At 64.1% G+C, this 19,221-nt stretch carries 18 protein-coding genes and 1 tRNA gene; 7 read left to right on the top strand and 12 right to left on the bottom strand.

What is annotated here, in order from left to right; genetic code table 11:
- Positions 1 to 59: 59 nt before the first annotated feature.
- The 3 genes from HH213_RS10655 to HH213_RS10645 all read left to right on the top strand — a co-directional run bounded on the left by HH213_RS10655 (position 60) and on the right by HH213_RS10645 (position 2,267).
- Positions 60 to 136, top strand: a tRNA-Pro gene (locus tag HH213_RS10655).
- Positions 137 to 255: 119 nt separating this feature from the next.
- Complete coding sequence (locus HH213_RS10650; protein WP_169112231.1) at positions 256 to 1,536, top strand: sensor histidine kinase; 1,281 nt, start codon at positions 256 to 258, stop codon at positions 1,534 to 1,536.
- A gap of 2 nt (positions 1,537 to 1,538) precedes the next feature.
- Positions 1,539 to 2,267 (top strand): LytR/AlgR family response regulator transcription factor, encoded by a 729-nt coding sequence (locus HH213_RS10645; protein WP_169112230.1) that lies wholly within the window; start codon positions 1,539 to 1,541, stop codon positions 2,265 to 2,267.
- On the opposite strand, the gene HH213_RS10640 is transcribed toward HH213_RS10645, so the two are convergent.
- From HH213_RS10640 to HH213_RS10590, 11 genes are all read right to left on the bottom strand, one after another.
- Positions 2,268 to 3,179, bottom strand: coding sequence for a hydroxymethylglutaryl-CoA lyase (locus tag HH213_RS10640; protein WP_169112229.1), 912 nt, complete (start codon positions 3,177 to 3,179; stop codon positions 2,268 to 2,270).
- Between the two features lies 1 nt (position 3,180).
- Entirely contained in the window at positions 3,181 to 4,113 is a 933-nt protein-coding gene (locus HH213_RS10635) for a 2-hydroxyacid dehydrogenase (protein ID WP_110845945.1), read from the bottom strand.
- A gap of 12 nt (positions 4,114 to 4,125) precedes the next feature.
- Positions 4,126 to 6,063 (bottom strand): acetyl/propionyl/methylcrotonyl-CoA carboxylase subunit alpha, encoded by a 1,938-nt coding sequence (locus HH213_RS10630; protein WP_169112228.1) that lies wholly within the window; start codon positions 6,061 to 6,063, stop codon positions 4,126 to 4,128.
- Positions 6,064 to 6,137: 74 nt separating this feature from the next.
- Complete coding sequence (bioB, locus tag HH213_RS10625; protein WP_161043113.1) at positions 6,138 to 7,184, bottom strand: biotin synthase BioB; 1,047 nt, start codon at positions 7,182 to 7,184, stop codon at positions 6,138 to 6,140.
- A 17-nt stretch (positions 7,185 to 7,201) separates the two neighbouring features.
- Positions 7,202 to 7,978 carry a dethiobiotin synthase gene (gene bioD, locus HH213_RS10620; RefSeq protein WP_169112227.1) on the bottom strand — a complete coding sequence of 259 codons (777 nt, stop codon included), beginning with the start codon at positions 7,976 to 7,978 and terminating at the stop codon, positions 7,202 to 7,204.
- A 1-nt stretch (position 7,979) separates the two neighbouring features.
- Positions 7,980 to 9,170, bottom strand: a complete 1,191-nt coding sequence (gene bioF / locus HH213_RS10615; RefSeq protein ID WP_169112226.1) for an 8-amino-7-oxononanoate synthase — start codon at positions 9,168 to 9,170, stop codon at positions 7,980 to 7,982.
- 2 nt (positions 9,171 to 9,172) lie between these two features.
- Positions 9,173 to 10,501, bottom strand: a complete 1,329-nt coding sequence (gene bioA / locus HH213_RS10610) for an adenosylmethionine--8-amino-7-oxononanoate transaminase (protein WP_169112225.1) — start codon at positions 10,499 to 10,501, stop codon at positions 9,173 to 9,175.
- A 10-nt stretch (positions 10,502 to 10,511) separates the two neighbouring features.
- On the bottom strand, positions 10,512 to 11,297 hold the full coding sequence (locus tag HH213_RS10605; protein ID WP_169112224.1) for an enoyl-CoA hydratase/isomerase family protein: 786 nt from the start codon (positions 11,295 to 11,297) through the stop codon (positions 10,512 to 10,514).
- 2 nt (positions 11,298 to 11,299) lie between these two features.
- A complete protein-coding gene (locus tag HH213_RS10600) occupies positions 11,300 to 12,076 on the bottom strand; it encodes a dienelactone hydrolase family protein (protein WP_169112223.1) in 777 nt (258 codons plus the stop codon).
- 2 nt (positions 12,077 to 12,078) lie between these two features.
- Positions 12,079 to 13,686, bottom strand: a complete 1,608-nt coding sequence (locus tag HH213_RS10595) for a carboxyl transferase domain-containing protein (RefSeq protein ID WP_169112222.1) — start codon at positions 13,684 to 13,686, stop codon at positions 12,079 to 12,081.
- 18 nt (positions 13,687 to 13,704) lie between these two features.
- Positions 13,705 to 14,142: a YchJ family protein gene (locus HH213_RS10590; protein ID WP_169112221.1), complete on the bottom strand. Its 438-nt coding sequence runs from the start codon at positions 14,140 to 14,142 to the stop codon at positions 13,705 to 13,707.
- 169 nt (positions 14,143 to 14,311) lie between these two features.
- Here HH213_RS10590 and HH213_RS10585 point away from each other — a divergent pair, with 169 nt between their 5' ends.
- Positions 14,312 to 15,052 (top strand): GntR family transcriptional regulator, encoded by a 741-nt coding sequence (locus HH213_RS10585; protein ID WP_110845935.1) that lies wholly within the window; start codon positions 14,312 to 14,314, stop codon positions 15,050 to 15,052.
- Between the two features lie 5 nt (positions 15,053 to 15,057).
- Positions 15,058 to 15,936: an N-acetylmuramic acid 6-phosphate etherase gene (locus HH213_RS10580; protein WP_169112220.1), complete on the top strand. Its 879-nt coding sequence runs from the start codon at positions 15,058 to 15,060 to the stop codon at positions 15,934 to 15,936.
- 11 nt (positions 15,937 to 15,947) lie between these two features.
- Here HH213_RS10580 and HH213_RS10575 read toward each other — a convergent pair whose 3' ends face one another.
- Complete coding sequence (locus HH213_RS10575) at positions 15,948 to 16,187, bottom strand: hypothetical protein (RefSeq protein ID WP_169112219.1); 240 nt, start codon at positions 16,185 to 16,187, stop codon at positions 15,948 to 15,950.
- A 43-nt stretch (positions 16,188 to 16,230) separates the two neighbouring features.
- On the opposite strand from HH213_RS10575, the gene HH213_RS10570 reads away from it, so the two are divergent.
- Both HH213_RS10570 and HH213_RS10565 read left to right on the top strand, forming a co-directional pair.
- Positions 16,231 to 17,502, top strand: a complete 1,272-nt coding sequence (locus HH213_RS10570; protein ID WP_169112218.1) for an MFS transporter — start codon at positions 16,231 to 16,233, stop codon at positions 17,500 to 17,502.
- Between the two features lie 32 nt (positions 17,503 to 17,534).
- Positions 17,535 to 19,220 carry a glycoside hydrolase family 10-like protein gene (locus HH213_RS10565; RefSeq protein ID WP_169112217.1) on the top strand — a complete coding sequence of 562 codons (1,686 nt, stop codon included), beginning with the start codon at positions 17,535 to 17,537 and terminating at the stop codon, positions 19,218 to 19,220.
- Position 19,221: the final 1 nt, after the last annotated feature.

Raw genomic sequence — 19,221 nt, 5'->3', positions numbered from 1 at the left:
GCATCAATTTTGGTAGGGACTTGACGACCTTCCTGCCAGGCTGTATTATCTTGCTTCTTCGGAGTGTAGCGCAGCCCGGTAGCGCACCTGGTTTGGGACCAGGGGGTCCAAGGTTCGAATCCTTGTACTCCGACCAGAATCTAAAAACCCTGTTTGACGGCAACGTCAGACAGGGTTTTTTCCTATTCGTTCCCGCTTTTGGCCCCTTCGTCGCACGCGCCGTTTTGCCGCCACGCCGCCGGTAGAATGGGACTCATGAATACCATACCCTCTTACCTCAGACCCTCCTTCGAGCACGATCGCAAGCTGGTGCGCCGCTACTATTGGCAATCGCTGCTGCGCTTGTGGGCCGGCATCGGTATCCTGGTCGGCCTCTTCATCGTGCTGCTGGTGACGCTGCTGTCCTCGCTGGCCGCGCACGCCGGCATGCACCCGGGCTGGAACTGGGGCCTGGTGATGGCCATCCTGTGGCCGGCCTTGATCCCGTCGGTGGGCGTGATCAGCACCGTGCGCCGCTACCTGAACGAACTGACCGAAGCCGGCACGCCGCTGACTGCCGAGATGTTCAGTTCGCGTCCCCACCGCATGCTGCTGTCGCCGCTCGATCCGCTCAGCACCTACGACCTGTGCGCCGAAACGCTGTCCGGCCTGGCGCTGGGAATGGCGCTGGGCTATCACGGGCCGGCCGTGTTTCGCCATTCGCCGTTCATCGGCAAGGTCGTGCTGGGGCCATGGCGTCCATTGTGGCTGGGCCGCAGCACCGAAGTGACGGTGGCCGGCGAACCAGGCCAGCCGGTCGAGGTACGTATTCGCCGCCGCTTCGGCATCAATTTCTTCTGCGTGCAGCGTGGCGAAGCACTGCACGCCGTGCAAACCATCTCCGCACACTTACAGGATCAGCTGGCCCAACGCGATCGCGCACTGCGCGCCATCAAGCGCGAACAGGAACTGGAGCGCACGGCGCTGCAAGCGCGGCTGACGGCGTTGCAGGCGCAGGTCGAACCACACTTCCTGTTCAACACCCTGGCCAACCTCAAATACCTGATCCGCACCGACGCCGACACCGCCCAGCAGATGTTGGATCACCTGGTCGGTTATTTGCAAAATGCGCTGCCGGATATGCGCTCGGCGTCGTCGACGCTGGAACGCGAGCTGGCGCTGGCGCGCAACTACCTGTCCATCATGCAGATCCGCATGGGCCAGCGGCTGCGTTTCCGCATCGATGCTGACGATGCCGCACTGTCCCGCACCCTGCCGCCGGCGATGCTGATCTCGCTGGTGGAAAACGCCGTCAAGCACGGGCTGGAACGCGCCAGCCGGCCGGGCGAAATCGTCATCAGCGCCACACTGCGCGGCAGCGAACTGCGGGTGCAGGTATGCGATGATGGCGTCGGCCTGACCGAGCAGATGGGCCAGGGATTTGGCCTTGCCAACATCCACGAACGCTTGCAGCTGCTGTATGGCGAGCGCGCTTCGCTGTCGGTGGCGGCGTCGGAACAAGGCGGCGTGCGGGCCACGCTGATCATCAAGGAGTAAGCATGCCGGTAGCACTGATAGTGGAAGACGAACCGTTGCTGATGGCCGAACTGCGCGACCAGCTGGCGACGCTATGGCCGGAGCTGAGCATCGGCGGCCATGCGGAAAATGGCGTCGAGGCGGTGTCGCTATTGGAAGCGCTGAAGCCGGACGTGGTGTTCCTGGACATTCAGATCCCCGGCCTGACCGGCATTGAAGTGGCGCGGCATGTGGGCGAGCATGCGCAGATCGTGTTCGTCACCGCCTATGCCGAACATGCGGTGCAGGCGTTTGAAGCCGGCGCGGTCGACTACATCGTCAAGCCGGTGACGGCGGCGCGGCTGCTGCAAACGGTGAAGCGGCTGAAGACGCGCAGCACGGCGCCGGTGCCGGCCGGCGTGTGGCAGCAGCTGGCGCCGGCGCCGGTGCAGCGTCTCAAATGGATCAAGGCGTCGGCCGGCAACACGGTGCGGCTGGTGATGGTGCGCGATGTGCAGTTCTTCCAGTCGGATGGCAAATACACGCGCGTGGTGACATCGGACGGCGAGGCGCTGATACGCCTGCCGTTGAAAAGCCTGATCGAGCAGCTGGACCCGGCGCAGTTCACGCAAATCCACCGTGGCGCCATCGTCAACCTGGAAGCGATCGACCGCATCGAGCGCGATGGCACGTCAATGGAAATCCGCCTCAAGGGCCGCACCGACAAACTGGGCGTCAGCGACGCCTACACGCGCCAGTTCCGGCAGATGTAATTAGCTTGCGCGCTTGGCGGCGATGGCGTTGCCGGCGCGGCTGGCGCCTTTGCGGTTGAGGAATTGCGAGATGAACTGGCCGGCGTCCACCACGATATCGAGGTCGATGCCGGTGTCGATGCCCAGCCCCTGCATCATGTACAGCACATCTTCGGTGGCGACGTTGCCGGTCGCACCCTTGGCATACGGGCAGCCGCCCAGGCCCGACACCGACGAGTGGTAGATCGCGATGCCCAGCTCCAGGCTGGCGTAGATATTGGCCAGCGCCTGTCCATAAGTATCGTGGAAGTGGCCCGACAAGCCATCCACGCGGAATTGACCGATGGCGCGTTCCATCACAGCCTGCGTCTTGCGCGGCGTGGCGACGCCGATGGTGTCGGCGATGTCGATTTCGTCGCAGCCCAGGTCGCGCATGCGGCCCACCACGTCGGCCACCGCATCGAGCGGCACGTCGCCCTGGTACGGACAGCCGAAGGCGCAGCTGATGCTGCCGCGCAGGCGGATGCCCTGCTCTTTCGCCGCCTTGGCCACGCCCTCAAAGCGCGCAATCGATTCGGCGATGGAGCAGTTGATGTTCTTTTGCGAGAAGGCTTCCGACGCCGAACCGAAGATCACCACTTCGTCCGCGCGCGCGGCCAGCGCCGCTTCAAAGCCCTGCATATTCGGCGTCAGCGCGGAATAGATCACGCCCGGTTTGCGCGTGATGGCGGCCATCACTTCGGCGCTGGTGGCCATCTGCGGCACCCATTTCGGCGATACGAAGGCCGCCGCTTCGATGTTCTGGAAGCCGGCGCTGGTGAGAAGGTTCACCAGCTCGATCTTGATCTCGGCCGGGACGTTTTCCTTTTCGTTTTGCAGGCCGTCACGCGGGCCGACTTCAACGATTTTGACTTGCTTCGGTAAGCTGCTCATTTCAATACCCCAGTGTGCGGTCGACCACGCCGGCGACTGGCTGGCCGGCTTCGGTCTTGCGGATGTTGTCGGCGATCTGCTGCACGCTTTCGCGGCGCAAGGTCAGCGCGGAGATGTGCGGCGTGATGGTGATGCGCGGCTCCTGCCAGAACGGGTGCTGCGCCGGCAAAGGCTCGTTGCGGAACACGTCCAGCGTGGCGGCGGCGATATGGCCGGACTTGATCAGCGTGATCAGGTCCGGCTCCGCGATGTGCGCGCCGCGTGCGACGTTGATGAGGTACGCGCCTTGCGGCAGCTTGCTCATGTTGGTGCGGTCCATGATGTTGCTGGTCTCCGGCGTCAGCGGCAGCATGCAGACCAGCACGCGGGTGCCGCGCAGGAAGGTGTCCAGGCCGTCGGCGCCATGGAAAGTCTGCACACCGGGCACACTCTTTTCAGTGCGACTCCAGCCGCGTAGCGGGAAGCCGAACGGCGCCAGCGCCTCCAGCACGCGCGCACCCAGCACGCCCATGCCCAGCACGCCGATGGAGAAGTCTTCCTTGCGGTGCTGCGGCAGCGGCGCCCACTGGCCGGCGCGCGCCTGGGTTTCGTATTCGTCGAAACGGCGGAAGTAGCGCAGCGCGGCGTGCGTAACGTATTCGGCCATCTGGATCGCCATGCCGGCATCTTCCAGGCGGATGATGGGAATGTGGCGCGGCAGCGCGTCGCCGAACTTCAGCAGCGCGTCGACGCCGGCGCCGGTGACGAAGATGGCTTTGACGGTGGCCAGTTCGGCCAGCATCGCTTCCGGCGGCGACCACACCACGGCGTAGTCGCAGGCCTGGCATTTTTCACCGGCGTGCCAGATCTCGATTTCCGCGTCCGGCAGGTATTTGGCGAAGTCCTTGATCCACGGTTCGGTCTTGCCGTCGGCACGGTGTAGCAGGATGCGCATGGTGGTTCTCCTTTATGCCGCCTTGAAGGCCAGCAGCGGTGCGCCGTCCGAGACCTGGTCGCCGATGTTGTAGAGGATATCGTCAACCACGCCATCGTGCGGTGCGGCGATGGTGTGCTCCATTTTCATGGCTTCCATGATGACCAGGGCCGCGCCTTTTTTCACTTCCTGTCCCTTGACGGCGAGGACGGCAACCACTTTGCCGGGCATCGGTGCGGTGAGGCGGCCGCCTTCTGCTTCGGCTTCGCCGGCATGCGCCATCGGGTCGTTCCACGTCAGCTGGTAATGCGCGCCGTTGCTGAAGACGTGGAAGGTATCGCCCTCGCGCAGCACGGCGCCGCGCGCGGCCTGGCCGCCGGTACTGAACTGCCGGCCATCAGGTCCGTAGGTGACGTTGATGTCATAGTTCGCATGCTCGTCGGCGAATGACAGTTTGCGGATGTAAGTCTGGTTCATGCGCCAGCCATTGGCCTGGGCCCATGGCTCGGTGCTGTGCGCTTGTTCGGCGTCGAGCAGGGCTTGCGCCGCCAGTGTGAGAGCGCTGTCCGGCGCCGGTTGCGCGGCCGGGAACAGCGTGTCGTGATTGCGTTCAATCAGGCCGGTATCCAGATCGGCGCTGGAGAAGGCCTGGCCTTCCACCAAGCGCTTGAGGAAGGCGATATTGCTGGCCAGGCCGACGATCTGGTATTGCGCCAGCGCTTGCGCCATGCGGGCCAGCGCCTGCTTGCGGTCCGCGCCCCAGACGATCAGTTTGGCGATCATCGGGTCGTAGAATGGCGAGATGGCGTCGCCTTCGCGCACACCGGAATCGATGCGCACTGCGGCAGGTGCTGAAGTCACGCCGCCAAGCTCGAACGAGACGGCGTCCGGCGTGCCGAGATGGCGCAGCGTGCCGATCGACGGCAGGAAGCCCTTCTCCGGATTTTCGGCGTAGATGCGCGCTTCGATGGCGTGGCCGTTGATGACCAATTCATGCTGCTGCTTCGGCAGCGGCTCGCCGGCGGCGACGCGCAGCTGCCACTCCACCAGATCGGTCCCGGTAATCATCTCGGTCACCGGATGTTCAACTTGCAGGCGGGTGTTCATCTCCATGAAGTAGAAGCTGCCGTCCTGGTTGGCGATGAATTCCACCGTGCCAGCGCCGACGTAGCCCACGGCACGCGCCGCAGCCACCGCCGCTTCGCCCATCGCTGCGCGGCGTTCGGCCGGCATGCCGGGCGCCGGCGCTTCTTCCAGCACTTTCTGGTGACGGCGCTGCACCGAGCAATCGCGCTCGAACAAATAAATGCAATTGCCGAGCGTATCGGCAAATACCTGGATTTCAATATGACGCGGGCGCTGGAGGTATTTCTCCGCCAGCACCTTGTCGTCACCAAAAGAACTGATCGCCTCGCGCTTGCAGGACGCCAGCGCATCCTTGAACTGCGCCGAGTTTTCCACCACGCGCATGCCCTTGCCGCCGCCGCCGGCCGAGGCCTTCAGCAGCACCGGGTAGCCGATGTCGTCGGCCTGCGCATGCAGGAAGTCTGCATCCTGCTGCTCGCCGTGATAGCCCGGTACCAGCGGCACCTTGGCCTTTTCCATCAGCTGCTTGGCGGCAGACTTGGAGCCCATCGCGCGCATCGCCGATGCCGGCGGGCCAATGAATACCAGGCCTGCTTCGGCGCAGGCGTCCGCAAACTCGGCGTTCTCGGACAGGAAGCCGTAGCCGGGATGGATGGCTTGCGCGCCGGTGGCCTTGGCGGCGGCGATGATCTTGTCGCCGCGCAGATAGCTTTCCTTGGCGGCGGCAGGACCGATCGGCACCGCTTCGTCGCAGACGGCGACGTGCTTGGCGTTGGCGTCCGCTTCCGAATAGACGGCCACGGTCCGGATGCCCATGCGGCGCGCGGTAGCGGCCACACGGCAGGCAATTTCACCACGATTGGCGATCAGAATTTTTGTAAACATCGTCTCTCTCTTTGCAGCTTATTTTGTAAATTCGCTGGAAGTTTTTTTATGGTGATGCTGAGTGAGGCTTGCTTTTAGCAGCCGCAGCTCTCTTTTTGTACCGAATCCAGTACGGCGCCGCGGGTTTTCAGGCCCAGTTTTTCCAGCAGCGCGCGGTCGTCGTTGGCTTCCGGGTTATCGGTGGTCAGCAGCTTGTCACCGTAGAAGATCGAATTGGCGCCGGCCATGAAGCACATCGCCTGCACGGCTTCGCCCAGTTCGCGGCGGCCGGCCGACAGACGCACGCGCGCCTTCGGCATCGTGATGCGCGCCACGGCGATGGTGCGGACGAATTCCAGCGGGTCCAGTTTGTCCTGGCCGAACAGCGGCGTACCTTCCACTTGCACCAGGTGGTTGATCGGCACCGATTCCGGATATGGATTCAGGTTTGCCAGCTGGGCGATCAGGCCGGCGCGCTGGTCGCGCGATTCGCCCATGCCGACGATGCCGCCGCAGCAGACCTTCAGGCCCGCTTCGCGCACGTGGCCCAGCGTGTCCAGGCGGTCCTGGTATTCGCGGGTGGAGATCACGTTGTCGTAGAACTCAGGCGCGGTGTCCAGATTGTGGTTGTAGTAATCGAGGCCGGCGTCCTTCAGGCGCTGCGCCTGGTGTTCTTCCAGCATGCCCAGCGTGGCGCAGGTTTCCAGGCCCAGGGCTTTCACCGAGCGCACCATCTCTTCGACCTTGTCCATGTCGCGGTCTTTCGGGCTGCGCCAGGCGGCGCCCATGCAGAAGCGGGTGGCGCCGTTATCCTTGGCCTGTTGGGCGGCATCGAGCACGGTGTCGATGTCGAGGATCTTCTTGGCTTCAACGCCGGTGTCATAGCGCGCCGCCTGCGGGCAGTAGCCGCAGTCTTCTTCGCAGCCGCCGGTTTTGATCGACAGCAGCGTGGCCAGTTCGACGTCGCCGTCCGGGAAGTTGGCGCGCTGCGTTTGCTGCGCGCGGAACATCAGTTCATTGAACGGCAGCTCATACAGCGCCAGTACTTCTTCGCGCGGCCAGGTGGTGGCGGCAGGCACGATCGGCGCCGTCGGGCGGTGCAGGGAAACGACTTTCGGTTCCTGGAGGGTAGTTTCAGACATCGGTTTTCCTTCTTCGTTCAAATTGCAGTTTGCAGCGGCCAGTGCGGCAGCTGCGTAAAATCGATATGGCCGGCGGCCGCTTCGGCGGTCGGCTGGTCCAGGCGTGGCACGCGGCCCAGTAGCGGCGCCGGAATGCGCTGCGCCAGTGCGGTCACGTTTTCGTCGGCGAAGGCCATGTCGGACTGGGTTTCATTGGCTACCCAGCCGGCCAGCTTCAGGCCGCGCGACAGGATGGCTTCCACCGTCAGCAGCGCGTGGCTGATGCAGCCGAGGCGCAGGCCCACCACCAGCACCACCGGCAGTTCCAGCTGCTCGGCCAGATCGGCGGTGTCGAATTCGTCGTTCAGCGGCACGATGAAGCCACCCACGCCTTCCACCACCACCGCATCCGAGGCGGCGTTGATTTCCACGTAGGCCGCCAGGATCGGTACCGGCGAAATGGTGACGCCTTCCAGCGCGGCGGCGATATGCGGCGCGGCCGGTTCCTTCAGCAGGAAGGGCGTGGTGATCGACTGCGGCAGATGGACATTGCCGGCGGCGGCCAGCTGGTCGCAATCGTCGTTATGCCATTTGCCGTCCGCACCCAGTTCCGTGCCGGCCGCCACCGGCTTCATGCCGCAGGCGCGCACGCCGGCTTGCACCAGCGCGTGCAGCATGGCGGAGGAAATCAGCGTCTTGCCGATTTCCGTATCGGTGCCGGTGACGAAGCAGTTAAAGCGCGGCGGCAGGCCGCTGGCCGCCGCTGCCGGTTGCGTTTTTGGAGCGACTGCCAACACGGGATCGTCCAAGCTCATCTCAGGTCCTTTCCAATGCCAATGCATTAAGCGCGGTGATTAAGGTTGCCACTTCCTGGCGGGTATGCCCGGCCGAGAGGGTGACACGCAAGCGCGCGGTGCCCGGCGCCACGGTCGGCGGACGGATCGCCCCCACCCACAGTCCCTGCTCGTACAGGGCGGCGCCGGCGCGCATGGTTTCAGCATTATCGCCGATCAGGATAGGCTGGATCGCAGTCTTCGAGGGCAGGCGCTGCCAGCGCTCCAGGCGCAGGCCATCGTCCAATTGTGCCACCAATGCCTGCAGGTTGGCGCGCCGTGTGATGCCTTCGTCACCTTCCAGTAGATCGAGGCTGGTCAGCAGCGCATGCGCCAGCGCCGGCGGCGTGGCGGTGGTGAAAATGTAGGGGCGGGCTTTCTGGATCAGCGTTTCAATCACCGTTTCATGCGCGGCGACGAAGGCGCCACCGACGCCGGCCGCCTTGCCGAGAGTGCCCATGTACACCAGGTACGGCGATCGCAGGTTGAAATGTTCCAGCACGCCGTGGCCTTGCGCACCCAGCGCGCCGAAGCCGTGGGCGTCGTCCACCACCAGCCAGGCGCCGTGCTGTTCGCACAGGGCCAGTATCTGCGGAAGCGGTGCCAGATTGCCGTCCATGCTGAAGACACTGTCCGTCACGACGACCTTGGTAGCGGCCTTGCTGGCCTTGAGCAGCGCTTCCAGCGCCGCCAGGTCGGCGTGCGGGTAGACGTGGGTCTTGGCGCGGGACAGCCGGGCGCCATCGATCAGCGAGGCGTGATTCAGTTCTTCCGAGAAGATTTCTGCTTGCTTGTCGCCAGCGGTCAGGCCGGTGATGACGGCCAGGTTGGCCATATAGCCGGTGCAGAAGCTGATGGCGCGCGGTGCTTCCAGATGGTCGCCTACGAATTGCGCCAGACGTTCTTCCAGCATGGCGTGGGCGCGGATATGGCCGCTGATCAGGTGCGAGGCGCCGCTGCCGACGCCATAAATCGCCGCGCCTTCCTGCAGCGCGAGCTTGATCTTGCGGTGGTTGGCCAGGCCAAGGTAGTCGTTGCTGCAGAAGGCCAGCAGTTCACGGCCTTCCACGAGCACCCGCGGGCCGCACGGCGAGTTGACCGTGCGGCGCTTGCGGAACAGCTGCTGGTCGTCCAGCCCTTGCAGCTGCTGCTTGAGTTGATTCAGCAGTTCCATCGTCAGCCCGCCATGACCTGGTTGAATACGGCCAGCGTGTTGGCGGCCAGGCCGTCGATTTCCTCGTCGCTGAGGATATACGGCGGCATCATGTAGACGGTGGCGCCGATGGGACGCATCAGCAGTTCGTGCTCGGTGGCGCTGGCGAAGAAGCGGCGCGAGAAGTCTTTTGGCGCGTCGATGGCGTCAAAGGCCCAGATCATGCCGCGCTGGCGGAAGTTGCGCACCTGTTCGTGCTGCGCCAGCGGTTGCAGCGCGGCGGTCAGGCGTGCGGCCTTGATCTTGTTGGTGTTCAGTACATCGTCTTCCTCGAAGATTTGCAGCGTCGCCAGTGCGGCGCGGCAGGCCAGGGGGTTGCCGGTGTACGAGTGCGAGTGCAGGAAGCCGCGCGTGACGTCGTTGCTGTAGAAGGCCTGGTAGATTTCGTCACGCGTCATCACCAGCGACAACGGCAGGTAGCCGCCGCTGATGCCTTTCGACAGGCACAGGAAGTCCGGCCACACATTCGCCTGTTCGCAGGCGAAGAAGGTGCCGGTGCGGCCGCAGCCGACGGCGATTTCGTCGAGGATCAGGTGGACGTTGTGCCGGTCGCACAGCGCGCGCACCAGTTGCAGGTAGAGTGGATCGTGCATCGCCATGCCGGTGGCGCATTGCACCAGCGGTTCGATGATGATGGCGGCGATCTTGTCGGCGCGTTCGGTGAACAGGCGTTCGACATCGGCGGCGGCGCGGCGGGCGACGTCCTGCGCCGTTTCACCGTCGGCGGCCTGGCGCGCATCCGGCGACATCACGGTTTGCGACGCGCGCAGCAGCGGGCCGTAGGCGTCCTTGAACAGTGCGACGTCGGTGACGGCCAGCGCGCCGATGGTCTCGCCGTGGTAGCTGCCCTTGAGGCAGACGAATTCCTGCTTGTCCGCGTGGCCATTGTTGCGCCACGAGTGGAAGCTCATCTTGAGCGCGATTTCCACGGCGGAGGCGCCATCGCTGGCGTAGAAGCTGTGGCCCAGCACATGGCCGGTCAGCGCCGACAGTTTTTCCGACAGCTCGATCACCGGTTCGTGCGTGAAGCCGGCCAGCATGGCGTGTTCCAGCGTGTCCAGCTGGTCTTTCAGCGCGGCGTTGATGCGCGGGTTGGCGTGACCGAACAGGTTCACCCACCAGGAGCTGATCGCGTCCAGGTAGCGGCGGCCTTCATGGTCGTACAGCCACGCGCCCTTGCCGCGGCTGACCGGGATCAAGGGAATGGTTTCGTGATGCTGCATCTGGGTGCACGGATGCCATACGCTGCGCAAGCTGCGTGCTACCCAGTCGCTTTGTTTATTCAAGTCCAAAACTGCTCCATTAATTCAACCAGGCGGGCTTGCGCTTCTCCAGAAACGACGCCACGCCTTCGCGCCCCTGGTCGGAGGCGCGGATTTGCGCGATGCGCTCGGCGGTATCGGCCAGCAGCGCATCGTTGACGGGTTGCCCAACCACGTCGCGCACCAGCACTTTGGCTTGCTGCACGGCGTTCGGGCTGTTGTTGACCAACGCCTTGACGATCTCCGTCACCTTGGCGTCGAGCGTCTCCGTACTCACTACTTCGTGGGCGAAGCCGATGCGCAGCGCTTCCCGCGCGCCGAAACGTTCGGCGGTCAGGAAGTAGCGGCGCGCGGCATTCTCGCCCATGGCCTTGATCACATATGGCGAAATCGTCGCCGGAATCAGGCCCAATTTCACTTCGCTCAGGCAGAAATTCGCTTCTTCCACCGCGACGATGATGTCACATGCGGCCACCAGGCCCATGCCGCCGGCATAGCAGTCGCCCTGCACCTTGGCCACCACCGGTTTCGGACACAGATAAATGGTGCGCAGCATTTCCGCCAGCTGCAGCGCATCCGCGTGGTTTTCGGCGTGCGTGTAGCCCGCCATTTTCTTCATCCAGTTCAGGTCCGCGCCGGCGCAGAAGGCTGGGCCGTTCGCAGCCAGCACGATGGCGCGCAGCGCGTCATCTTCACCGAGTTCGCTGAAGGCCTGCTTAATTTCGGCGATGGTGGTTTCGTTGAAGGCATTGCGCACGTTCGGACGGTTTAGCGTTACCGTGGCGATGCGGTCTTCGCGCGTGATGGTCAGGGTTTCAAAGGCCATGCTCATTCCTTGGTTTTGACTTCGGTCGGCATGCCGACGGATTTCAGGAAGCGCTCCGTGTCCGGCCACCAGATCGATACGCCGTCCGGGCTGGCGCTCATGCCGTGCGCGTCTTTTTTGAACGGACCATACGCCACCAGCTGCGCCTTGCCGCCGGCGCCGGTATAGGCCTGGTACATCTCGGACGCCAGCTGCGGGCCGAAGTGTTTGTCGTTGGCGCCGTAGAACCAGATGCTCGGCACCTTGGTGGTCGCGCCCCATTGCCTGAAGGCGTCCACCAATGCGGCTTGCCAGTCGCAGTGCGAACGGCTGTTGACGCCACCGGCAAAGTTGATGATGCCGCGCACGCCGTGGATCTCATGGCTGCCGGCGGCCATCGCCGTCAGGCCGCCGTGCGACTGGCCGGCAAGGATCACGTGGTCCTGATCCGCCCATGGCTGCTTCATCACATACTGCATGGCGAAGAACAGCGAGTTGGCTTGCTGCTCGCCGTTGTCCTTGGCTTCGCAATGCGAGTTGATGTAAGTGCCGCCCGATCCCGCAAAGCCCATGCGCATCGGGATCACTACTGCGTAGCCGCGCTTGACGAATTCCTGGCTGATGACCGGGAAGGTGGCGCGCTTCTGAAGGTGCGCGTCGCCGCCGTCTTTGCCGTGATTCATGAACAGCACCGGGAAAGGCCCCGCTCCCGGCGGCTTGTAGATGGTGGTTTGCAGCGTGATCTGCGCGCCGCCGATGTTGGCGGGAACCGCCACTACCTGTTCAGGCAATGTCATCATGGTCACATCCGGAAGACACCGAATTTGGTGTCTTCAATTTCCGCGTTCATCGCGGCGGACAGGCCGAGGCCCAGCACCATGCGCGTATCGGCGGGATCGATCACGCCATCGTCCCACAGGCGCGCGGTGGCGTAGTACGGGTGGCCCTGATGTTCGTATTGTTCCTTGATCGGCTGCTTGAAGGCAGCTTCCTCTTCCGCCGACCACGCGCCGCCCTTGCCTTCGATGCCGTCGCGCTTCACGGTGGCCAGCACGGACGCCGCCTGGTCGCCGCCCATCACCGAAATGCGCGCGTTAGGCCACATCCACATGAAGCGCGGCGAGAAGGCGCGGCCGCACATGCCGTAATTGCCGGCGCCGAAGCTGCCGCCGATGATGACGGTAAACTTGGGCACTGCGGCCGTCGCCACCGCCGTCACCATCTTGGCGCCGTTGCGGGCGATGCCTTCGTTTTCGTACTTGCGGCCGACCATGAAGCCGGTGATATTTTGCAGGAATACCAGCGGGATCTTGCGCTGTGCGCACAGTTCGATGAAGTGCGCGCCTTTCAGCGCCGATTCCGAGAACAGGATGCCGTTGTTGGCGATGATGCCGACCTTCATGCCGAAGATGTGGGCGAAGCCGCACACCAGCGTGGTGCCGTAGCGCGCCTTGAATTCATCGAATTCGCTACCGTCGACGATGCGGGCGATCACTTCGCGCACGTCGAACGGCTTGCGGGTATCGACCGGGATCACGCCATACAGTTCGGAGGCGGGGTACGCCGGTTCCACGGCCTCGCGCAACGCGCCCTGCTGCGGCTTGGTGCGGTTCAGATTGGAGACGATGGTGCGCGCCAGCGACAGCGCGTGCAAATCGTTCTGCGCCAGGTGGTCGGCCACGCCGGACAAGCGCGTGTGCACGTCGCCGCCGCCCAGGTCTTCCGCCGTCACCACTTCGCCGGTGGCGGCCTTCACCAGCGGCGGGCCGCCGAGGAAGATGGTGCCCTGTTCCTTGACGATGATGGATTCGTCGCTCATCGCCGGCACATAGGCGCCGCCGGCGGTGCAGGAACCCATCACCACCGCGATCTGCGGGATGCCCTTGGCCGACAGGTTGGCCTGGTTGTAGAAGATGCGGCCGAAGTGGTCGCGGTCCGGGAAGACATCGTCCTGGTTCGGCAGATTGGCGCCGCCGGAGTCCACCAGGTAGATGCACGGCAGGTTGTTCTGGTCGGCGATTTCCTGTGCGCGCAGGTGCTTCTTGACCGTCATCGGGTAGTAGGTGCCGCCCTTGACGGTGGCGTCGTTACAGACGATCACGCATTCCTGGCCGGCCACGCGGCCGATGCCGGTGATGATGCCGGCCGACGGCGCGGCATCGTCATACATGGCGTAAGCCGCCATCTGCGACAGTTCGAGGAAAGGCGTGCCGGGATCGAGCAGCATCTGCACGCGGTCGCGCGGCAGCAGCTTGCCACGGGCGACGTGCTTGGCCGAGGCCGCTTCGCCGCCGCCGAGGGCGATTTTGGCGACCTTGTCGCGCAAATCGTCGACGACGGCCTGCATGGCGGCGGCGTTGGCCTTGAAATCCTCGCTACGAGGGTTGAGCTTGCTTTCGATGTGCGGCATGGCTTTTCCTTTGTCTGTCTATTCTGGAAAACTACCGTCAACGTAAAACCAGCGCAGGTCTCCTCCTTCTGCCGGTTCGCGTACAAAGTTGCTGATCTCGTGCAGGCGCTGGGCCCGGCCATTGATCTTGAACCGGGCGACGAATTCCACCGTATCCTGGGTCAGGTCGGCTTCATCTGCTTTACGTTGACGTAAACGTAAAGCAGATTTTACCTCAAGTCCCAGCCATTGCACCTTTTCCTCGTCGCTCATGATGGGCTCGGTTGGACGGGTGCTGGCGTGCCAGGTGGCCAGCAGGTAGGGCTCGTTGCGTTGGCCGTAGGCGGTATAGCGCGAGCGCATCAGGGCCTCGGCGCTGGGCGCGATGGCGGTCCCGGCGATGTACGGGCCGCAGCAGGTGGCGAGCGACGGGCCGCCGCAGGGGCAGCCGGCAGGCGCGGTGGACTTCTTGGACATGGTCGGAAACAGTCTGGGCTGGTGGTGCAAACCCCGCATTATCCGCCAAATAGGCGCAATCCGCCGGGTCCGGCGTTACGCTAGTTGTAGAAATATTGTTGCTTCACACCGCACGCGACGCACACCGTTTTCCGCATCGCTATTACACTAGCGGAGTGAGGAGAATTGAATGAGCCAGACCAGTTTTGAATTCAAGGCGGATGCCAACGACAGTTCGCCGTTGTACATGCAAATTGCCCGTAAATTGAGCGACGATGTGCTCAATGGCCGCTACCAGGTGGATCAGGCGCTACCGTCGGAACGCACTTTGTCGGAACTGTTAAACGTTTCGCGGGTCACCGCGCGCAAGGCCATCGACCAGTTGGTGGACCAGGGACTGGTAGTGCGTCGCCGCGGTTCTGGCAATTATATTGCGCCGCGCATCGAGCAGCCGCTGTCCAACCTCACCAGTTTTTCGGAACAGTTGCAGCAGCGCGGCCACATTCCCGGTTCGCGCTGGCTCAAGCGCGCCATCGTGGCGCCGACGCCGGAAGAACAGCTGAGCCTGGGGCTGTCGCCGTATTCCAAGGTGGCGCGGCTGGAGCGGTTGCGGCTGGCCGATGACGTGGTCATGGCGTACGAGGTGTCGGTGTTGCCGCAAACGGTGCTGAACGACCCGAACGCGGTCGGCAACTCGCTGTACCAGTATCTGGACAGCATTAACAAATCGCCGGCGCGGGCGTTGCAGCACATCCGCGCGATGAATGCGTCGGCCGATCTGGCGGCGCAGCTCGGCGTGCCCGAAGGCCAGGCGCTGCTGTACATCACCCGGATAGCCTATCTGGAAACCGGCGAGGCGATGGAACTGACCCATTCGTATTGCCATAGCGACCACTACGATTTCGTCGCGGAGATGCGCCGCGCTACTTAAACCCCATGCTCAAGACCGAGACGCCGAGTACGCAGCATCCCCAGTTGGACCTCTACCCGGTGGAGGCCCTGGTCGATGCATTGGTCGACGACCAGGCGCTGGCGGCGCAGGCCGTGAAGGCGGCCTCGGCCAGCATCTGCGCGGCGGTGACGGCGATGACGCCGCGCGTGGCGGCCGGCGGCCGGCTGGTGTATGTCGGCGCCGGCACCTCGGGGCGGCTGGGGATTCTGGACAGCGTCGAGCTGTCGCCGACCTTTTCCTGGCCGCCGGATCGGGCGGTGGCATTGCTGGCCGGCGGCCTGGGTGCGATGTTCCAGGCTGTGGAAGGGGCGGAAGATGACCGCAACAAGGGCGCGTCCGACCTGCGCCTGCTCTATCCCAACTACAACGATGTGATTTTGCTGGTGGCCGCGTCCGGCACCACGCCGTACGTGCTCGGCGCGTTGCAGGCGGCGCGCATGGTGGGAGCGCTCACGGTCGGCATCGCCAACAATCCCGGCACGCCGCTGCTGAGCGGCGCCGACATCGGTATTTGCCTGGACACCGGCCCGGAAGTCATCTCCGGCAGCACCCGGCTCAAAGCCGGCACGGCGCAAAAGATCCTGCTGAACACGCTATCGAGCGCGCTGATGGTGCGGCTGCATAAAGTTTACGGCAACCTGATGGTCGACCTGCATCCGACCAACGTCAAGCTGGTCGAGCGCGCCATCCACCTGACCATGCACGCCACCGGCGCCACCGAAGCCGCCGCGCGCGCAGCGCTGGAACAAAGCCACTTCCACGTCAAAACCGCCATCGTCGTCCTGCTGAAGCACCTCCCCGCCGACCAGGCGCAAGCCCTGCTGGACGCCACCGACGGCAACCTCCGCACTGCCCTAGACTAAAAATCAGCGGACTAGGCGCGATACTGGGTGTTGATGATGTAAATCTGGAAAATCATCGAGGCGGTGGCGATCAGCATGGCGTTGGCCGCCCAGAGTTTGCCAAGGCCGCTGACGCCGGGTTGGCTGCGCAGCTTGTTGCGCCAGGCGCGGAAGCCGAGGTAGATCGTCACAGGACCCAGGATGAACGGTGTGATCATCAGAAACAGCAGCGGGTAGGACAACAGGATCAGCAAATACGTCAGCAGGTACATGATTTGGTTGCGTTCTGTGGAAGGTAACCGTATCGTACCTGCGATGAAAATAACCAGTCGCAACGCAAATCCCTGGGCCTGGGTGCCCAGCGTGTCCTTCAGCCAAGGCGTGCCGTACGTCGCCGTGATGCTGCTGTCGACGGTGATGTACAAAAACCTCGGCATCTCGAACGCCGATCTGGCGTTTTATACGGCCTGGCTGTACTTGCCGTGGGTGGTCAAGCCGCTGTGGTCGCCGATTGTGGAGATGTTCGGCACCAAGCGCCGCTGGACGGTGCTGATGCAGCTGGTCGGCGGCGCCGGGCTGGCGGCGGTGGCGCTGACCTTGCACGCGCCAGACTTTTTCCGCTGGACGCTGGTGATCTTCTGGCTGATGGCGTTCTCGTCCGCCACGCACGATATCGCTTCCGACGGTTTTTATATGCTGGGCTTGCCGACCCAGCGTCAGCAGGCTGCTTTTGTTGGCGTGCGCAGCGCGTTCTATAAGCTGGCGATGATCAGCGGGCAAGGCGGTCTGGTCTATCTTGCCGGCCAGCTGATGAAGGCCACCGGCGATCCGGTGCATGCGTGGTCGGTGGTGTTTGCGCTGATGGCGGTACTGTTCCTGGCCTTGTGCGGCTATCACCAGTTGATGCTGCCGCGTCCGGGCGACGACCACCGCCACACGGCCGGCGGCGCGCTATGGCAGGACTTTGTTCATACGTTCCGCAGCTTTTTCCAGAAACAGGAGATCGGCGTCACGCTCGGCTTCCTGCTGCTGTACCGCCTGGGCGAGGCGCAGCTGCTGAAGATGGCCGCGCCATTCCTGCTCGATCCGCGCGCCAGGGGCGGTCTCGGCCTCAGCACCTCGGATTTCGGCCTGGTCTACGGCACGATCGGCGTGTGCGCGCTGGTGCTGGGCGGGCTGGCCGGCGGCGTGGTGGTGTCGCGCTTCGGCCTCAAGCGCGCGCTGATGCCGATGGTGGTTGTCATGCACGTGCCGGACCTGGTGTTTGTCTATCTGGCCACGGCCCTGCCGGATAATCTGGCGCTGGTGTCGCTGTGCCTGGCGGTGGAGCAATTCGGCTACGGTTTCGGCTTTGCCGCTTTCATGCTGTACATGGTGCTGGTGGCCGATGGCGAGCATAAAACCGCCCACTATGCGCTATGCACCGGTTTCATGGCCCTCGGCATGATGTTGCCGGGCATGGTCAGCGGCTGGATTCAGCAACAACTGGGTTATCAACAGTTCTTCATCTGGGCCTGTATATCGACGTTGCCGGCGTTTGTGCTGGCCGCACGGGTGCGCATACCGGCCGAGTTTGGCCGGCAATAGCCATTACAATACGGTCTCAACTGATGCGGAGAGTGGTTTTGGTTTTTAATGCGAAGAAGCGGCTGACTTTGTCGGCTGGCGTGGCGGCTGGTCTGGCGGCGCTGCTTGATGGATGTTCCAGTACGCCGACTGCGCCCGTGCCAGAAGCTGGCGTGACGACGCCTGCCCGCCCCGCAGTTGCGGCCCCGGCCGGATCGTTGCCGGCGCCGAGCCCGGCGTTGGCCTTCGATCCCAATATGCCGCCGGCGGCGCCGCGTGAATTCCGCGCCGCCTGGGTGTCCACTGTCGCCAATATCGACTGGCCCAGCCGCAGCAATCTGAACATGGCCAAGCAGCAGGCCGAAGCCCTTGCCATTCTGGACCGCGCGCGGGCGCTGAATCTGAACGCCATCGTGCTGCAGGTGCGGCCGAGCGCCGACGCGATTTATCCGTCCGAGCTGGAGCCGTGGTCGGAATTCCTCACCGGCCAGCAGGGCCGCGCGCCGGCGCAGCCGTGGGATCCGCTGCAATTCTGGATTGAGCAGGCGCACGCGCGCGGGCTGGAACTGCACGCGTGGTTCAATCCCTACCGCGCGCGTCACGCCACCGCCAAGTCGCCGCTGGCCGCCAACCATATCGGCCGCAGGCTGCCCGAAGTGATCAAGCCATACGGCCGCTATCTGTGGATGGACCCGGGCGAAGCGGCCGCCTCGCAGCACACGCTGAACGTCGTGCTGGACGTGGTGCGCCGCTACGATATCGACGGCGTGCATATCGACGATTACTTCTATCCGTATCCGATCGATACGCCGAATGCGGCCGGGCCGGAAGGCGTGGCGCTGGACGCCAGCGCCAGCGGCGGCGGCAAACAGGAACTGGAATTCCCGGACCAGCTGTCATGGCAGCGTTACCTGCTGTCGGGCGGCACGCTGGACCGCGCGCACTGGCGCCGCCAGAACGTCAACTCGCTGATCGAAGCGATGTACCTTGGCATCCACAAGGAGAAATCGTGGGTGCGCTTCGGCATCAGCCCCTTCGGCATCGGCCGCCCGGATCGCCGTCCGGCCGGCATCGTCGGCTTCAGCCAGTACGACAAGCTGTATGCGGATGCGGAACTGTGGCTGGCCAACGGCTGGCTCGATTACCTGGCGCCGCAGCTGTATTGGCCGGTGGCGCAGGCGCCGCAGGCGTTCGACGTGCTGCTCGACTACTGGCTGGCGCAGAACACGCACGCGCGCCATGTGTGGCCTGGCCTGTACACCAGCCGCATCGACAACAGCGCCAAGGCGTTCGCGCCGGACGAAATCGTCAAGCAGATCGGCGTCACGCGCACTCGCAGCGGCGTGCGCGGCCACCTGCACTTCTCGATTGCGGCGCTGATGGAAAACCGCAAGGGCATCAGCGATCAACTGAGAACGCAGGCGTATCAAACTGCCGCACTGACGCCGCCCACGCCGTGGCTGGGCAGCGATGCGCCGGCTGCGCCGCAAGCGGCTGCGCGGCGTGACAGCAACGGCGTGGCGCTCAAGCTGTCCGCCGGCTTCGGCAGGCCGGTGGCGCATTATGCGATCTGGTCGCGCTACGGCAATGAGTGGCGCTTTGCGGTGGCGCCGGCATCGCGTCCGGTGCTGCTGCTGGCCGATGACGCGGCGGGTGCGGCGGCGCAGTCGGTGGTGGTCAGTGCGGTCGACCGCCTGGGCAATGAAAGCGAACGGGTACAGGTCTATACACGGAGCTGAT

Origin of the sequence: Duganella dendranthematis (genome assembly GCF_012849375.1) — a bacterium.
Taxonomy (GTDB): domain Bacteria; phylum Pseudomonadota; class Gammaproteobacteria; order Burkholderiales; family Burkholderiaceae_D; genus Rugamonas; species Rugamonas dendranthematis.
Note: the sequence above shows the minus strand (reverse complement) of the source record. Positions and strands in the feature narration are given on the sequence as shown.

Excerpts from the sequence above, each read along its gene's own strand:
- HH213_RS10640 (WP_169112229.1), bottom strand. The coding sequence starts at position 3,179 with ATGAGCAGCTTACCGAAGCAAGTCAAAATCGTTGAAGTCGGCCCGCGT.
- HH213_RS10635 (WP_110845945.1), bottom strand. The coding sequence starts at position 4,113 with ATGCGCATCCTGCTACACCGTGCCGACGGCAAGACCGAACCGTGGATC.
- HH213_RS10590 (WP_169112221.1), bottom strand. The coding sequence starts at position 14,142 with ATGTCCAAGAAGTCCACCGCGCCTGCCGGCTGCCCCTGCGGCGGCCCG.
- HH213_RS10570 (WP_169112218.1), top strand. The coding sequence starts at position 16,231 with ATGAAAATAACCAGTCGCAACGCAAATCCCTGGGCCTGGGTGCCCAGC.
- bioD (WP_169112227.1), bottom strand. The coding sequence starts at position 7,978 with ATGAGCTTGGACGATCCCGTGTTGGCAGTCGCTCCAAAAACGCAACCG.
- bioF (WP_169112226.1), bottom strand. The coding sequence starts at position 9,170 with ATGGAACTGCTGAATCAACTCAAGCAGCAGCTGCAAGGGCTGGACGAC.
- HH213_RS10630 (WP_169112228.1), bottom strand. The coding sequence starts at position 6,063 with ATGTTTACAAAAATTCTGATCGCCAATCGTGGTGAAATTGCCTGCCGT.
- HH213_RS10600 (WP_169112223.1), bottom strand. The coding sequence starts at position 12,076 with ATGATGACATTGCCTGAACAGGTAGTGGCGGTTCCCGCCAACATCGGC.
- HH213_RS10645 (WP_169112230.1), top strand. The coding sequence starts at position 1,539 with ATGCCGGTAGCACTGATAGTGGAAGACGAACCGTTGCTGATGGCCGAA.
- HH213_RS10650 (WP_169112231.1), top strand. The coding sequence starts at position 256 with ATGAATACCATACCCTCTTACCTCAGACCCTCCTTCGAGCACGATCGC.
- HH213_RS10605 (WP_169112224.1), bottom strand. The coding sequence starts at position 11,297 with ATGGCCTTTGAAACCCTGACCATCACGCGCGAAGACCGCATCGCCACG.
- HH213_RS10595 (WP_169112222.1), bottom strand. The coding sequence starts at position 13,686 with ATGCCGCACATCGAAAGCAAGCTCAACCCTCGTAGCGAGGATTTCAAG.
- HH213_RS10580 (WP_169112220.1), top strand. The coding sequence starts at position 15,058 with ATGCTCAAGACCGAGACGCCGAGTACGCAGCATCCCCAGTTGGACCTC.
- HH213_RS10575 (WP_169112219.1), bottom strand. The coding sequence starts at position 16,187 with ATGTACCTGCTGACGTATTTGCTGATCCTGTTGTCCTACCCGCTGCTG.
- HH213_RS10585 (WP_110845935.1), top strand. The coding sequence starts at position 14,312 with ATGAGCCAGACCAGTTTTGAATTCAAGGCGGATGCCAACGACAGTTCG.
- bioB (WP_161043113.1), bottom strand. The coding sequence starts at position 7,184 with ATGTCTGAAACTACCCTCCAGGAACCGAAAGTCGTTTCCCTGCACCGC.